This is a genomic window from Pseudomonas sp. Irchel s3h17 (assembly GCF_900187505.1).
Taxonomy (GTDB): Bacteria; Pseudomonadota; Gammaproteobacteria; order Pseudomonadales; family Pseudomonadaceae; genus Aquipseudomonas.
Map to the genome: position 1 here is coordinate 38,864 of NZ_FYDL01000006.1, position 13,507 is coordinate 52,370.

Below are 13,507 nucleotides of genomic sequence, written 5' to 3' on the forward strand. Positions count from 1 at the left end.
TTCCTTAGTACAGGCATTCAACGGCCATGGCCGTGGCTTCACCGCCGCCGATGCAGATGGCTGCAACGCCGCGTTTCAGGCCTTTCTGGCGCAGGGCCGAGAGCAAGGTCACCAGGATGCGCGCACCCGAGGCGCCAATCGGGTGGCCCAGGGCGCAGGCGCCGCCGTGAATGTTGACCTTGTCGTGGGGGATCTCCAGCGTGGTCATGGTGACCAGGCTGACCACGGCGAAGGCTTCGTTGACTTCGAACAGGTCGACCTCATCCAGCGACCAGCCGGTCTTTTTCATCAGCTTCTTGATCGCGCCCACCGGGGCGACCGGGAACAGGCCCGGGGTATCGGCGAAGGCGGCGTGACCATGAATCACCGCCAGCGGCTTCAAGCCACGTTTCTCGGCTTCGCTGCGACGCATCAACAGCAAGGCCGCCGCGCCATCGGAAATCGAACTGGAGTTGGCCGCCGTGACCGTGCCGCCTTCGCGGAACGCTGGTTTCAGGCTGGCGATCTTCTCCAGCCTGGCTTTGGGCGGCTGTTCGTCATCGCTGATGGTTTTCGGCTCTTTGCCGACCATGACCTGCAGGGGCACGATCTCGGCGTTGAAGCTGCCGTCCTTGATCGCCTGCTGGGCGCGGGTGGTCGAGGCAATGGCAAAGGCGTCCTGCGCCTCACGGGTAAAACCGTTGGTCTCGGCACAGTCCTCGGCGAAGGTGCCCATCAGGCGCCCCTTGTCGTAGGCATCTTCCAGGCCGTCGAGGAACATGTGGTCCAGGACCTTGCCGTGGCCCATGCGCAGGCTGGCCCGGGCCCGGTCCAGCAGGTACGGTGCGTTGGACATGCTCTCCATGCCACCGGCGACCACCACCTCGGCACTGCCAGCCAGGAGCATGTCGTGGGCCAGCATCGTGGCTTCCATGCCCGAACCGCACATCTTGTTCAGGGTGGTGCAGCGGGTCGCCTTGTTCAGGCCCGCACCCAAGGCGGCTTGCCGCGCCGGGGCCTGGCCTAAGCCTGCGGACAACACGCAGCCGAACAGCACTTCTTCCACCGCGTCGCTGGCCACGCCCGCGCGCTCGACCGCCGCGCGAATGGCCGCGGCGCCCAGTTGCGGTGCGCTCAGGCTTTTGAGTTCACCTTGAAAACCGCCCATGGGGGTGCGGACGGCGCTGACAATGACAATCGGATCGTTGTTCGTGGTCATGATCATGACTCCTTATTTGGCCGCCATGCGCAAGGCGCCGTCGAGACGGATCACCTCACCGTTGAGCATGCTGTTCTCTATGATATGCCTGACCAGCGCGGCGTACTCGTCCGGTTTGCCCAGGCGTGGCGGGAATGGCACGCCGGCGGCCAGCGAATCGCGCACTTCCTGGGTCATGCCGGCCATCATCGGGGTTTCGAAGATGCCCGGGGCGATGGTCATCACGCGGATGCCAAAGCGCGCCAGTTCACGGGCCGCAGGCAAGGTCAGGCTGACAATCGCGCCTTTGGAGGCCGCGTAGGCGGCCTGACCGATCTGGCCATCATAGGCGGCGGCCGAAGCGGTGTTGATGATCACGCCGCGCTCGCCGTCGGCATTGGCCTCAGTCTCGGCAATCGCCGCGGCGGCCAGGCGCAACAGGTTGAAACTGCCAATCAGGTTGACGTTGATCACCTGGCTGAAACTGGCCAATGCGTGGGGGCCGTTCTTGCCGAGGATTTTCTCGCCACGGACCACGCCGGCGCAGTTGACCAACCCGTGCAGGCCGCCAAAGGCCGCTACAGTGGCCTTGACCGCCGCCTCCGCCGCCGCTTCCTGGGTGATGTCGGCCACCACGCTCTCGGCACCCAGGCGTTTGGCCTGGGCCGCGAGCGCTTCTGCGTTCATGTCCACCAGCATCACTTTGGCGCCGGCGCCGACCAGCATTTCAGCGGTGGCCGCCCCCAGTCCGGAAGCGCCGCCACTGACGAGAAAAACCTTGTTTGCGATTTGCATCACTGTTTCCTTGAATTCAAGCCGAAGCCTTGTGAGCCGCAGCCTCTTGAGCCTTGGCGATTTCCTGGTTGCGCAAGATAAAGCGCTGTAACTTGCCGCTTGGGGTTTTCGGCAACTCACTGACAAATTCCACTTCACGCGGGTACGAGTGCGCGGCCAGGCGCTTACGCACATGCTGGCGCAGTTCCTCGGCAAGCTCGGGAGAAGCGCGGTATTGCGAACTCAGCACCACGAACGCCTTCACCAGCTCAGTGCGCTCCGGATCGGGTTTGCCGACCACGGCCGCCTCGATCACCGCCGGGTGTTCGATCAACGCGCTTTCCACGTCGAACGGGCCTACCCGGTAACCGGACGTGGTGATCACGTCATCGCTACGGCCGACAAAGCTGATGCTGCCGTCCGGGTTCAGTTCGACGGTATCGCCACTCAGATAATAGTTGCCAACGAAGGCTTTGGTCGGCGCCCCTTCGTAACCGGCGAACCAGCACATCGGTGACTGGCTGCGGTCGATGGCCAGAATCCCTGGCTGGCCGACCGACAGTTCGTTGTAAGCGTCGTCCAGCACCACGATCCGGTGACCGGGCGAGGCGAAACCGGCAGCACCGACGTGTACCGGGTGCTCGAGGCCATGGTGGTTGCACAGCACCATGCCCAGTTCGGTCTGGCCATAGTGGTCATGGATCACCACGTCGAGGTTGTCGGCGAACCAGCGGATCACTTCCGGGTTCAACGGCTCGCCGGCGCTGCTGACGATGCGCAGCCGGCCCTTGATCGAACGGGCGAACTCATCGCCGCCGGCAATCAGCAAGCGGTAAGCGGTCGGCGAACCGGTGAGGTTGGTGATGCCGTACTTGTTGATGACCCGGCAGGTGCTTTCGAGGGTGAATGGACCATCGTAGAAGGTAATCGGGTGCCCCATGGACAACGGTCCGGTCACACCGAAGTAGATGCCATAGGCCCAGCCCGGGTCGGCAACGTTCCAGAACGCATCCTCGGGGCGCAGGTCGACCGCGTCACGGGTGTAGTTCTGGAACGCGACCATGGCCTTGAGGGGCACGTACAGGGCTTTCGACGGGCCAGTGGTGCCCGAGGTAAACATCAGCAGGAACGGGTCTTCGCCGGTCAGCATCACCGGTTCGCACTGATTGGAGTAATTGGCCAGCTCGGCCCAGAAACTGAAGTCGCCACGGACGATGCCCTGGCCTTTCGGGCCAGCGATGGTGACGATGGTCGGACAGTCCGGGACTTCATCGAGCTTCGGACGATTGACCGCGTCGGTCACCACGATCTTCGCGCCGGAGCTGCCGAGCCGGTGTTCGATGGCCTTGGGACCGAAGGCAGTGAACAGCGGCTGATAAACCGCACCGATACGCCAGGTGGCGAGCACCGCAATCAGCAACTCGACGTTGCGCGGCAGCAGGCCGGCGACCTTGTCGCCCTTTTTCACGCCCTGGGCCTGCAGGAAATTGGCAAAGCGCGCGGCCTTGTCCTGCAGATCGCTGAAGGTATAGGTCGCGGCGCTGGCGTCGCGTCCCTCCCAGAACAAGGCAATGCGCCCGGGCAACGCATGCCGGTCGCAGCACTCGACGCAGGCGTTGAGCGCCGTCAGTGAGCCGAGGAGCGCCGCATCGACGGTGTGCTGGTAATTGAATTGTGTGGTTGCAGACAGGTAATCGCGCATTGCCAGAATCCCTCTGTATTTTTATTAGGTTGGGGGGAACCGTTTAAATCCAGGAAATACTCGCTCTGCGGACGATAGGGAACAATGGTCAAAGCTTTCAAGTTGCTTGACTGGTTTGGCCAAGCCGCACGCGGTGCGAGGGCTGCAAGCGCGTGCCGGCGAAAGGCCCGGCTCAGTGCACTTCGTTGAGAATCAGGCTGCGGTAATGCCCGGGGTTTGACCCCGACCATTTGCGAAACGCCTTGTAGAACGAACTGGTATCGGCAAACCCCAGGCGCGTGGCGATTTCGGCGAAGCTGATGCTCGGTTCCGCCAGCCAGACGATCGCCAGCTCCTTGCGCACGCTGTCCTTCAGGCCCTGGTAGGTCTGCCCTTCTTCGGCCAGGCGGCGGCGCAAGGTCGAGGCCGACATGCACAGCCGTTGCGCCAGGCTGTCGGTTTCCGGCCAGTGCTGGGCCGGCAACTGCCGCAGGTCGTGCTTGATACGGCTGGCCAGGCTCTGTGGGTCGCGGTACTTGACCAGGATGTTGGCCGGCGCCTGGGCCAGGAAGCGCTTGAGTTCGTCCGCGCTGCGCTTGATCGGCAACTCGAGGCAGTCGGCGGAAAAGATCATCCGGGTCCGCGGCCGATCGAAGCGCAGGTTTTCGGAAAACATCACCTTGTAGTCATCGCAGAAGTCCGGCTCGGCGCAGCGCAGTTCGATCGCCAGAATCGGAATCCGTCGTCCAGCCAACCAGCAGGCCACGCCGTGAACAATCATCCAGTAAGTGAAATAGGTGAAGGCGCGGCGCGGTGGCAGGTCGTCCTCGAGCAGGACGATCTCCGCCAGGCTCTGCTGGTGGACCAGTTGGGCCGGCAGGTGTTCGAGCATCAACGACAGAAAGCCCAACCCGGACTCCAGGCCGGTCGCCAGGGTTGGCTGGGCCATCGCGCATCGACACAGGAACGCCAGGCTGCCGGACTTCAGCTGCCGCGGGTCCATGCCAAAGAACTCGTCGTCCCCGCGCCGCGCCAGCAACCGCCACAGCCGTGCATAGGCCGTGGCCGGTACTCGCGCATTGGCCACCTCGAGTAACCGCGGCTCGATTCCAACCTTGAGCAGCACCTCGAGGCTGGCGGCACCCGGTGCGCAACTCTGCAACAGTGCCTCGCGCACCAGGTGGATGGAGATGGTGTCTTTTTCCGACATTGAACGTGGTGAACCCTGTTTTTGTTTGGTCGCCATCTTAGCGCAGGCGCGGCGTACCTTAGACCAAAAGATCAGCCGTCGGGCTCCCGTTAGCCTAATGAATACCTCACCGTGCGCCACCTGCTCCTACAAATGCGACCTCAGCTTCTTAACTGATCGGAATCACCCCGTTAGCCTGCTTTCTTCTACGCCAGCTTGAGGACGTTGGTTCATTGATCCGACGTCTGCAGCCCTGCCCTGTCCGGTTTGCCCAGCGCCCGGGTAAAAAAGCGCCCGGCTTCGGCGATCAGGTTGCGGTGAATGTCCTCGCGGTCAACGCCATCGGCGTCGGTGCACAGCGCCGGCATCGCCGCGACCTGCTCCTCGCTGCAGGGCGCCATGAACACGAAGTGCCCGGCCCCCGTCAGTAACCTGAAGTCCGGGGCGACGGGCAGCTTACGTGCCAGCGCGGCGGCGTTGTTGTCCAGCGCCACCAGGGTGTCCCCATCGCCGCTGTAGAGCAGCACCGGGATGTGCACTCCCGCCAGGGTCTGGCGACCGAACTTCAGGCTCAGGGGCGCCATCAGCATCAAGGCGTGAACCCGTGGATCGGCCACCGGTTGCAGGTCGTCTCGGTCGGCGATCAGTTCACCCCGGGTGTTGCAGGCGTCCCGGTCATCGGGGCGCTCCTGGCAGTAGCGACGCAGCCGCTCCAGGTCCGGGCTGGCGCCCGAAAGAATCAGCGCGGTTTCGCCACCGGCGGAGTAACCGATCACCCCGACCTGATCGGCATGGACGAACGGCGCCAGTAGAGGGTCGGCCAGGGTGGCGGTGATGGCTTCGGAAATCTGGATCGGACGGCCGTACAGATTGCTCAAGGTCCCGAGACGGCTGTGGTCCTTGGAATTGTCACCGGGGTGAGTCACGGCCACCACCACGAACCCTTTGCGCGCCAACGAGGTGGCAAGATAGTGCAAGGCCAACGGTGTCCCGGTGTTGCCAGGGGACAGCATCAGCATCGGGAAGCGGCCGATGGCAACCCTGGCATCCTCGCTGGCCTGGATGCGATAGCCCCCGACCTGACTGGAATGCTCGATACCGGTCGACGGATAGAACGCAATGGCGTCCATGGGCTGTAGATCAAGGGGGTCAGGAAAAGTCAGTCGGTGATAGCCGACACTCCAGTGCGGGTGCGGCGCAGGCACCGCCTGCACCGGATTCAGGCTGCAGAGCAGGCAGAACAGTAACACTGCACAAAGACGCGACATGGAATGCCCCACCGTTTGACCTGACTGGATGAGCCGATTGGCGCCGTTTACCTGGATTCAGGGCCTTGGCCGGACTCGCCGGGCTCAAGAGTAACGTGCCATAGAGCCGTTACTTCGGATCTGCATAACCCGCGCCAACACCTCGATGGTGAGGGGTAAGGCGCAAAGCTCAGTAAAGTAAAAGGTCAGACACAAAAAGACCCCGGGCCTTGATCGTTTTACGACGATCAAGGCCCCGGGTCCAGTGGCATTTGCCCAAGGCTGGGCGAGCCGTTGAACCTGCCTTATGCAGCGACGAACAATTGATCGCTGATGTGGGCCTGGGCGCCGTTCATGGCTTTGGCGCGAACTTCGTCACCATAGGACAGGCCGTGGGCGCGGACGAATTCGACGTCGGTGATGCCCATGAAGCCCAGCATCACTTTCAGGTAGTCTTCATGACCTACACCCGTCGCCTGGCCGGCATGCAGGCCGCCAGAGGTGGACACCACCACGACTTTCTTGTTGCCGCACAGGCCTTCAGGGCCGGCTTCGGTGTAGCGGAAGGTCTGGCCGGCCACGGCGATACGGTCGAACCAGGCCTTGAGCTGGGTCGGGATGGTGAAGTTGTACATCGGCGCGGCGATGACCACGGCATCCGCTGCCAGGAACTCGGCCAGGGTCGAAGCGCTCAGGTCGGCTTCATGTTGTTGCGCGGCGTCACGCAGTTCGGCCGAGGTGCCGGCGGCAACCAGGGTCGCGGCGGAAAAGTGGCTGATGGCATCGCCGGCCAGGTCGCGGTAAGTCACCACGGCGTCAGGCTCGGCAGCGGTCCAGGCCTGGACAACGCCCTTGCTCAGCTGGCGGGAAGCCGAGTTGTCACCCAGGATGCTCGAATCGATATGCAGAAGTTTCATGTGGGATCTCCAAGTGAGGATCGCCACCGGGCGATCAATTGAGGACAATCCTACAGGTGAAACCAATAGCTGATTAGTCGGTAATAATGCGATAGTTCGTCCCACTCATAGGACAGTCGAGCTTCGCCATGCAAGACCTAAATGACCTCTACTATTTCGCCAAAGTGGTTGAAGCCGGTGGCTTCGCCGCCGCCGGGCGCTTGCTGGGCATTCCCAAGTCGCGCTTGTCACGACGCATCGCTGAACTGGAGGAGCGCCTGGGTGCCCGGTTACTGCAGCGCACCACCCGCCAGCTCAAGCTGACCTCGGTGGGCGAGCGTTACTTGCGCCATTGCCAGGCAATGCTGCTAGAGGCCGAGATGGCCGATGAAGCCGTGGCCAGCATGTCCAGCGAACCACGGGGGCGCTTGCGTGTGTCCTGCCCGGTGGGACTGGCCCATGAGTTTCTGCCGTCGGTCATCAGCTCGTTCCTGGAACGCTTCCCTCAGGTGCAACTGGACATGCAACTGCTCAACCGGCGCGTGGACCTGGTGACCGAAGGCATCGACGTGGCCTTGCGCGTCCGCGAACAGGGGGATGAAGACCCGTTCCTGGTCACCCGACGCCTGCGCCAGGCACAAACCGTCATGGTCGCCAGTCCACAGTTCCTGCGCGAGCGCCAGATTATCACCCCGGACGACCTGAAAAACGTCCCGGTGCTGGGGGCACTGGAAGCTGATCGCCTGGTGCATTTGCGCATGCTCGATGCGCAGGGACAAAGCTGCGACTTGAGCCTGGAGGCGCGCCTGGGGATCGATGATTTTGTCGTGCGCAAGGCCTGCACGCTCTCCGGCCTTGGCTTCACCATACTGCCGATGCTGTTCTGCGAACAGGAACTGGCAAGCGGCTCACTGGTGCAACTGCTGCCCCAGTGGTCATTGCCTGGCGGCTGGCTGCAGGCCGTCTACCCTCATCGGCGCGGCGTGCTACCGGCGGTGCGCGCCTGGATCGACCATTTGAGCGAATCTTTCAACCGCTGCGGGGACCGCTTGTTATGACGGCCAAGACCATGACGGAAGACGAAGTCGCGGGTTTCTGCCTGGCCCTGCCCGGGGCGCGGGAAGATTACAAATGGGGCGGTGTGCGGGTGTTTTCGGTGGCTGGCAACAAGATGTTCGCGCTGCAGAACCTGCGCGGCGAGTCCCTGGCGTTCAAGGTCGACAAGGACCTGTTCCTGGGCCACGTCGACCGTCCGGGGATCGGACCCGCGCCGTATCTGGCGCGAGCCCAATGGATCATCATGCACACGCCCTACCCGCTGGGAGCCCTTGAACTGCAAGCGTTGCTGCGCAGGTCCCACCAACTGGTGGTGAGCAAGTTGCCCAAGCGCGTCCAGGTCGGACTCTTGATCTAGAACAACCTGAACAACCCGGCGCCGAGAAACAACTGGTCGATCCAGAACACCTGGTGCAACAACACGATGATCCAGAACAGCGCCTGGAACGACACTTTGCGCGTCTTGTGCCGAAACACTTGCTGGGCAAGCAACGCACCTGGCCAGCCGCCCGCCAGTTCGACCGCATGCAGGACGTTCTCCGGGGTGCGCCAGCTATCGGCTCGCGCCTTGCGCTTGTCGCTCCAGTACAGGAAGAACGCCAGCAGGCTGGCGATGCCGTAGACCGCCAGCGGAATCAGCGAGACCCCGCGCAGCCACAGCAGGCTCGACCCCACGACCGGCAGTGCGCACAGCGCGAGGAAGACCAGCGCCTTGAGACGCGGGTACTGGATCGCGCGTCCGATACGTGCCTCGGTCACGGCTTGACCGCTGCCCAGTCGACCACGCCGAACTGCCAGGTGGCCAGGATCACCAGGCCGAACACAATCCGGTACCAGGCAAAGGCGGCGTAGCTGTGGCTGGCGATGAACTTGAGCAGGCCCTTGACCGCAATCATGGCGAAGATGAACGCAGTGACGAAGCCAATCGCGAACACCGGCAAGTCGGCGGCCTGGAACAGATCTCGGTACTTGTAGCCGGAGTACACCGCCGCACCGACCATGGTCGGCATGGCCAGGAAGAACGAAAACTCGGTGGCGGTCTTGCGCGACAGGCCGAACAGCAGGCCGCCGATGATGGTCGAGCCGGAGCGCGAGGTTCCCGGAATCATCGCCAGGCACTGGGCACAGCCAACCTTCAGCGCGTCCTTCCAGGTCATGTCATCGACGGACTCTGCGTGCACGGTATGTTCACGGCGCTCGGCCCACAACATGACGATCCCGCCCACCACCAGTGCGGTGGCGACTGTGATCGGGTTGAACAGGTAATGGTGGATCAGGTCCGCGAAGATCACGCCCAGCACCACGGCGGGCAGGAACGCGATCAGCAGGTTGACGGTGAACCGTTGCGCCGTGCGCTGGGTGGGCAAGCCGGTCACTACTTCGAGGATCTTGCCACGAAACTCCCAGACCACCGCGAGGATCGCACCGAGCTGGATAATGATATTGAACGCCTTCGCACGTTCACCACCGAAGTTGAGCACATCCGCGACAATGATCTGGTGCCCGGTACTGGAAATCGGCAAAAACTCGGTGAGTCCTTCGATAACCCCAAGAATCAAGGCCTGTGCGGCGGTCCAAAGATCCATCAATCCCCCATGAAGCGATGCCTCAAGGCATGCCCCGTCAATAGTTTTCAGGTATTCGCTGTGCTCAGCATTGCGCAAGCGCGAGGCCCATGGGATCGAGCCCGCCCCGTAGAAATCCGCTGAAAAATCAACCTGGATTCAGGTTTCCCCGCGCGAGGCCGAAATCCTATCAGACATGCCCGATTAGCGCTGCGCCGTTATTGGACTTCAGTCGCATTGGCGCCCGTGCCAATGCATGCCTGAATGCGTTCGGTGAGTGATGACAAGAACAACAAGAACCTGGAGTGACACGGTATGAATAGCTTGCGCGGTATGTCGATCAGCCGGCGTTTGTGGCTCATCCTGGTGGTGGCGGTGCTGATGCTGCTGACCCTGGGTGTGCTGATGCTCAAGCAGATTCACGATGACCTGTATCAGGCCAAGGCCCAGAAGACTCAGCACGTGGTCCAGGCCGCCAGCGGGATCCTCGGCTACTACCATGAGCTGGAAAAAGCCGGCACCCTCTCCCGCGACGCGGCACAGAAACAAGCGCTCAGCGTGGTACGTGGCTTGCGCTACGACCAGAACGACTACTTCTGGATCAATGACCTGACTCCGGTCATGGTCATGCACCCGACCAACCCGAAGCTTGATGGCCAGAACCTCTCCGCGGTCAAGGACCCGGACGGTTTCGCGCTGTTCAACGAGATGGTGACCATCGCCAGGGCCAAGGGCGCCGGCATGGTCGACTACCGCTGGCCCAAGCCCGGCGCCAGCACCCCGGTGCAAAAAACTTCCTACGTCAAACTGTTCGAGCCCTGGGGCTGGGTCATTGGCTCCGGCGTGTACATCGACGACATGCAGGTCGAGTTCCGCAGCCAGGTCTGGGAGGCATCGCTGGTGGGCCTGAGCATCGCGGTGCTGATGACCCTGCTAGTGATGCTGATTTCCCGCAGCATCGTTCGCCCACTGCGTGAAACGGTGGATGCCATGGCCAATATTGCCAGCGGCGAAAGCGACCTGACGCGCAGCCTCGATACCCATGGCCGGGATGAAGTCACGGAACTGGCACGGCACTTCAACGCCTTCACCGCCAAGTTGCGCTTGGTGATCAGCCAACTGCAAACCTCTGCCAGCGCCCTGGGCCAGGCCTCCAGCGACCTGGGCGACAATGCCGCGCAAGCCCAGGCTCGCAGCCAGCAACAGTCACAACAAATGGAACTGGTGGCGACAGCGGTCAACCAAGTGACCTACGGTGTGCAGGACGTGGCCAGGAATGCCGAACACGCGGCCAGCGAAATGCGTGACGCCCAAGCCCAGGCCCAACAGGGCCAAGTCAACATCGATGGCAGCCTGCAGCAGATCGATCAGCTGTCGGGCACCATCGATCAAGCGGTCGACGTGATTCGTACCCTGGCCACCGAGAGCACGCAGATCGGCAGCGTGCTGGAGGTAATCCGCTCGATTGCCGAACAGACCAACCTGCTGGCGCTCAATGCCGCCATTGAAGCCGCCCGCGCCGGAGAGCAGGGTCGCGGGTTTGCCGTGGTCGCGGATGAAGTGCGCCTGCTGGCGCAACGTACGCAAAAATCCACGGCGGAAATTCAAGCGATGACCGAGCGCTTGCAGAATCACTCGGACGCTGCGGTCAAGGTGATCGGCGACAGCAGTCGCGCCTCCCGGCTGACCATCGAGCAGGCAGGCCTGGCCGGGCAAAGCCTGAACGCCATTGGCCAGGCGCTGCGCAACCTCAACGGCCTGAACGCCTCGATCGCCAGTGCGACCCTGCAACAGGCCCATGTGGTCGAGGACATCAACCAGAACGTCACCCAGGCGGCCGGGTTGTCCCACAGCACCGCGTTGGCCGCTGAACAGTCGAGTGTCGCGAGCGTGCATTTGAAAGGACTCAGCGAACAGTTGAACGGCCTGCTCAGGCAGTTCCGGGTCTAGGCAACCTCTGTGGCGAGGGGGGAAACTGCTTTGCAGTCCAACGGTGGCAAGCCCCCTCGCCACATTTCCCGGCTGCTGTACAATCAGCGCCCTCTTCGACTTCCCCCAAGGAACCGCCATGTCCGGGCTTGAACTGTTTGCCGCCGCGCTCGGCGTGATTGCCGTCTGGCTGACGGTCAAACAGAACCCCTGGTGCTGGCCGATCGGCCTGGTCATGGTGCTGCTCTACAGCTGGATCTTTTTCGAAGTCAAACTCTACTCGGACATGCTCCTGCAAGTGATCTATGCCGGTTTGCAGCTGTATGGCTGGTGGCAGTGGACCCGGGGCGGCGACACGCACCATGGCCGACAGGTCACCCGCCTGGGCAACGCCACCCTGGCACGCGACCTGGCCATAGGCGCGGCCGGTAGTTTGCTGCTGGGTGCCGCGATGGCCCATTTGACCGACGCCGCCCAGCCCTGGCTGGATGCCGCCTTGACCGGCTTCAGTCTGGTGGCCCAGTTGTGGATGGCGCAAAAACGCCTGCAATGCTGGCCGCTGTGGATTGCCGTGGATGTGATCTTTGTCGGGCTGTTCCTGTACAAGGGGCTGTACCTGACTGCCGCCCTCTACGCCCTGTTCACCCTGCTGGCCATTCAAGGCTGGCGCACATGGCGCAGCGATCCGCTGCTGTGCCCATGAAGGTGTTGGTGCTGGCAGGGCCGGAATCCAGCGGCAAAAGCTGGCTTTCGGGCGAAATTCACGCCCATTTTGGCGGCATCCTGGTCGGTGAGTACGTTCGGCATTTCATCGAATGTGAAGCCCGCGAAACCTGCTACGATGATATTACATCCATAGCACATGGCCAGCTGGCATGGGAAGATGAAGCCCGCGCCGAAAAGCCATCACTGTTGATTCTCGACACGCACCTGTTGAGCAATATCCTTTGGAGTCGCACGTTGTTTGGCGCGTGCCCGACGTGGATCGAGCAAGCATTACTGGCACGGCACTACGACCTGCATTTACTGCTGAGCCCTGAAACCGTGGCCTGGCATGACGACGGGCAGCGTTGCCAACCGCAACTGGCGGAACGCCAGGCGTTTTTCCAGGCCAGCCGCCAATGGCTTGACCTGCACCGCCAGCCTTGCCAGGTACTGCAAGGTGATTGGAAACAGCGCAAGGACGCGGCATTCGAGGCTGCGACGCGTTTGCTCAAGGCCTGACAGGGTTCCCCGCCCTGCCGAAAATGTCCATTCCTGAAACACCCTCCCTGGCGCAAACCCGCGAGCTAAAGCGGCGCGCGCACTCCGGCAAAAAATGTCAAGCCACTGATACAACCTGCCTTTCGCGCCCTTGGCGAGCAATGCCGCCAGCATGGACGGCGCTTTTTTGGCGTGGTTATGTCTCAGTGGCGTTACAAATTTTTTTGACCACCGCGACAATAAAAACCAACCAACTGTTTTTAAACGGAAAACAAAAACCGGCACAGCTTCTGCTCCCTTCCTCGCAACGCTGATAAGGGCCAGCGTTCCACTTACAGAAGGAATTGCCGCCGTGGGGAAATTTGCTAAAAACATCCATCGCCTCCTGCTGATCGGATGCGCACTGGGCTCAAGTGTTGGCCTGCCGGTACACGCTGACAACGGCATCATTGTTATCACCCGTGACGTCCAACCGCGCAACGCAGTGCGTCCGCCGATGATTCCCGACCCCGACCCCACGACCGCCAATGCCAACCCGTCCAAACAGATCCTCAGGCAAACGAACGAGTTGAGCGACGGCGACTTTGCCAGCGTCGCCAGTGGTGCAGGCATCTCCCGCCTGGTCACTCAAGGCAGCAACAACCTGGGCGGTAATATCACCAACCAGCCCCAGCTTTCCAACCTCCCCGCTGGACGTTCGGGAAACTCGGGCAACGGCATTGCCAACATGGTCAATTCAAACGTCCAGCAAGGCCTGGGTGCCCTGAAAATCTTGACGGGAGACCGTTAA

At 62.2% G+C, this 13,507-nt stretch carries 14 protein-coding genes and 1 pseudogene; 7 read left to right on the top strand and 8 right to left on the bottom strand.

The window, feature by feature from the left end; all coding sequences use genetic code 11:
- Nucleotides 1-4 precede the first annotated feature (4 nt).
- From CKW25_RS09865 to CKW25_RS09890, 6 genes are all read right to left on the bottom strand, one after another.
- Entirely contained in the window at nucleotides 5-1,198 is a 1,194-nt protein-coding gene (locus tag CKW25_RS09865) for an acetyl-CoA C-acyltransferase (RefSeq protein WP_095078993.1), read from the bottom strand.
- Nucleotides 1,199-1,210: 12 nt separating this feature from the next.
- Complete coding sequence (locus CKW25_RS09870) at nucleotides 1,211-1,972, bottom strand: SDR family NAD(P)-dependent oxidoreductase (protein WP_095078994.1); 762 nt, start codon at nucleotides 1,970-1,972, stop codon at nucleotides 1,211-1,213.
- Nucleotides 1,973-1,988: 16 nt separating this feature from the next.
- On the bottom strand, nucleotides 1,989-3,653 hold the full coding sequence (locus tag CKW25_RS09875) for an AMP-binding protein (RefSeq protein ID WP_095078995.1): 1,665 nt from the start codon (nucleotides 3,651-3,653) through the stop codon (nucleotides 1,989-1,991).
- Between the two features lie 172 nt (nucleotides 3,654-3,825).
- Nucleotides 3,826-4,842 carry an AraC family transcriptional regulator gene (locus CKW25_RS09880; protein ID WP_095078996.1) on the bottom strand — a complete coding sequence of 339 codons (1,017 nt, stop codon included), beginning with the start codon at nucleotides 4,840-4,842 and terminating at the stop codon, nucleotides 3,826-3,828.
- A 209-nt stretch (nucleotides 4,843-5,051) separates the two neighbouring features.
- Nucleotides 5,052-6,089 (bottom strand): dienelactone hydrolase, encoded by a 1,038-nt coding sequence (locus CKW25_RS09885; protein WP_095078997.1) that lies wholly within the window; start codon nucleotides 6,087-6,089, stop codon nucleotides 5,052-5,054.
- A gap of 284 nt (nucleotides 6,090-6,373) precedes the next feature.
- Nucleotides 6,374-6,985 carry an FMN-dependent NADH-azoreductase gene (locus CKW25_RS09890; RefSeq protein WP_095078998.1) on the bottom strand — a complete coding sequence of 204 codons (612 nt, stop codon included), beginning with the start codon at nucleotides 6,983-6,985 and terminating at the stop codon, nucleotides 6,374-6,376.
- 128 nt (nucleotides 6,986-7,113) lie between these two features.
- On the opposite strand from CKW25_RS09890, the gene CKW25_RS09895 reads away from it, so the two are divergent.
- Both CKW25_RS09895 and CKW25_RS09900 read left to right on the top strand, forming a co-directional pair.
- Nucleotides 7,114-8,022 carry a LysR substrate-binding domain-containing protein gene (locus CKW25_RS09895; RefSeq protein ID WP_095078999.1) on the top strand — a complete coding sequence of 303 codons (909 nt, stop codon included), beginning with the start codon at nucleotides 7,114-7,116 and terminating at the stop codon, nucleotides 8,020-8,022.
- Nucleotides 8,019-8,378, top strand: coding sequence for an MmcQ/YjbR family DNA-binding protein (locus tag CKW25_RS09900; RefSeq protein WP_095079000.1), 360 nt, complete (start codon nucleotides 8,019-8,021; stop codon nucleotides 8,376-8,378). Before CKW25_RS09895 ends, CKW25_RS09900 begins: the two co-directional genes overlap by 4 nt.
- Here the strand turns inward: CKW25_RS09900 and CKW25_RS09905 are convergent.
- On the bottom strand, nucleotides 8,375-8,779 hold the full coding sequence (locus CKW25_RS09905; RefSeq protein ID WP_256577951.1) for a DUF1294 domain-containing protein: 405 nt from the start codon (nucleotides 8,777-8,779) through the stop codon (nucleotides 8,375-8,377). The genes CKW25_RS09900 and CKW25_RS09905 overlap by 4 nt on opposite strands.
- A complete protein-coding gene (locus tag CKW25_RS09910) occupies nucleotides 8,776-9,606 on the bottom strand; it encodes an undecaprenyl-diphosphate phosphatase (RefSeq protein ID WP_095079001.1) in 831 nt (276 codons plus the stop codon). The genes CKW25_RS09905 and CKW25_RS09910 overlap by 4 nt, the downstream gene beginning before the upstream one ends.
- A gap of 384 nt (nucleotides 9,607-9,990) precedes the next feature.
- Here CKW25_RS09910 and CKW25_RS27380 point away from each other — a divergent pair.
- The 5 genes and pseudogenes from CKW25_RS27380 to CKW25_RS09930 form a co-directional block, all read left to right on the top strand.
- Nucleotides 9,991-10,677: pseudogene (locus CKW25_RS27380) on the top strand (cache domain-containing protein); the annotation flags it as partial.
- Nucleotides 10,678-10,800: 123 nt separating this feature from the next.
- The gene (locus CKW25_RS27385) at nucleotides 10,801-11,535 is read left to right on the top strand and encodes a methyl-accepting chemotaxis protein (protein WP_371854994.1); all 735 of its coding nucleotides are present in this window, start codon (nucleotides 10,801-10,803) and stop codon (nucleotides 11,533-11,535) included.
- A gap of 118 nt (nucleotides 11,536-11,653) precedes the next feature.
- On the top strand, nucleotides 11,654-12,217 hold the full coding sequence (gene pnuC / locus CKW25_RS09920) for a nicotinamide riboside transporter PnuC (RefSeq protein WP_095079003.1): 564 nt from the start codon (nucleotides 11,654-11,656) through the stop codon (nucleotides 12,215-12,217).
- Complete coding sequence (locus CKW25_RS09925; protein ID WP_095079004.1) at nucleotides 12,214-12,738, top strand: AAA family ATPase; 525 nt, start codon at nucleotides 12,214-12,216, stop codon at nucleotides 12,736-12,738. Before pnuC ends, CKW25_RS09925 begins: the two co-directional genes overlap by 4 nt.
- 331 nt (nucleotides 12,739-13,069) lie before the next feature.
- Entirely contained in the window at nucleotides 13,070-13,507 is a 438-nt protein-coding gene (locus tag CKW25_RS09930; RefSeq protein WP_095079005.1) for a hypothetical protein, read from the top strand.

Excerpts from the sequence above, each read along its gene's own strand:
- CKW25_RS09865 (WP_095078993.1), bottom strand. The coding sequence starts at position 1,198 with ATGACCACGAACAACGATCCGATTGTCATTGTCAGCGCCGTCCGCACC.
- CKW25_RS09870 (WP_095078994.1), bottom strand. The coding sequence starts at position 1,972 with ATGCAAATCGCAAACAAGGTTTTTCTCGTCAGTGGCGGCGCTTCCGGA.
- CKW25_RS09875 (WP_095078995.1), bottom strand. The coding sequence starts at position 3,653 with ATGCGCGATTACCTGTCTGCAACCACACAATTCAATTACCAGCACACC.
- CKW25_RS09880 (WP_095078996.1), bottom strand. The coding sequence starts at position 4,842 with ATGTCGGAAAAAGACACCATCTCCATCCACCTGGTGCGCGAGGCACTG.
- CKW25_RS09885 (WP_095078997.1), bottom strand. The coding sequence starts at position 6,089 with ATGTCGCGTCTTTGTGCAGTGTTACTGTTCTGCCTGCTCTGCAGCCTG.
- CKW25_RS09890 (WP_095078998.1), bottom strand. The coding sequence starts at position 6,985 with ATGAAACTTCTGCATATCGATTCGAGCATCCTGGGTGACAACTCGGCT.
- CKW25_RS09895 (WP_095078999.1), top strand. The coding sequence starts at position 7,114 with ATGCAAGACCTAAATGACCTCTACTATTTCGCCAAAGTGGTTGAAGCC.
- CKW25_RS09900 (WP_095079000.1), top strand. The coding sequence starts at position 8,019 with ATGACGGCCAAGACCATGACGGAAGACGAAGTCGCGGGTTTCTGCCTG.
- CKW25_RS09910 (WP_095079001.1), bottom strand. The coding sequence starts at position 9,606 with ATGGATCTTTGGACCGCCGCACAGGCCTTGATTCTTGGGGTTATCGAA.
- CKW25_RS27385 (WP_371854994.1), top strand. The coding sequence starts at position 10,801 with ATGGAACTGGTGGCGACAGCGGTCAACCAAGTGACCTACGGTGTGCAG.
- pnuC (WP_095079003.1), top strand. The coding sequence starts at position 11,654 with ATGTCCGGGCTTGAACTGTTTGCCGCCGCGCTCGGCGTGATTGCCGTC.
- CKW25_RS09925 (WP_095079004.1), top strand. The coding sequence starts at position 12,214 with ATGAAGGTGTTGGTGCTGGCAGGGCCGGAATCCAGCGGCAAAAGCTGG.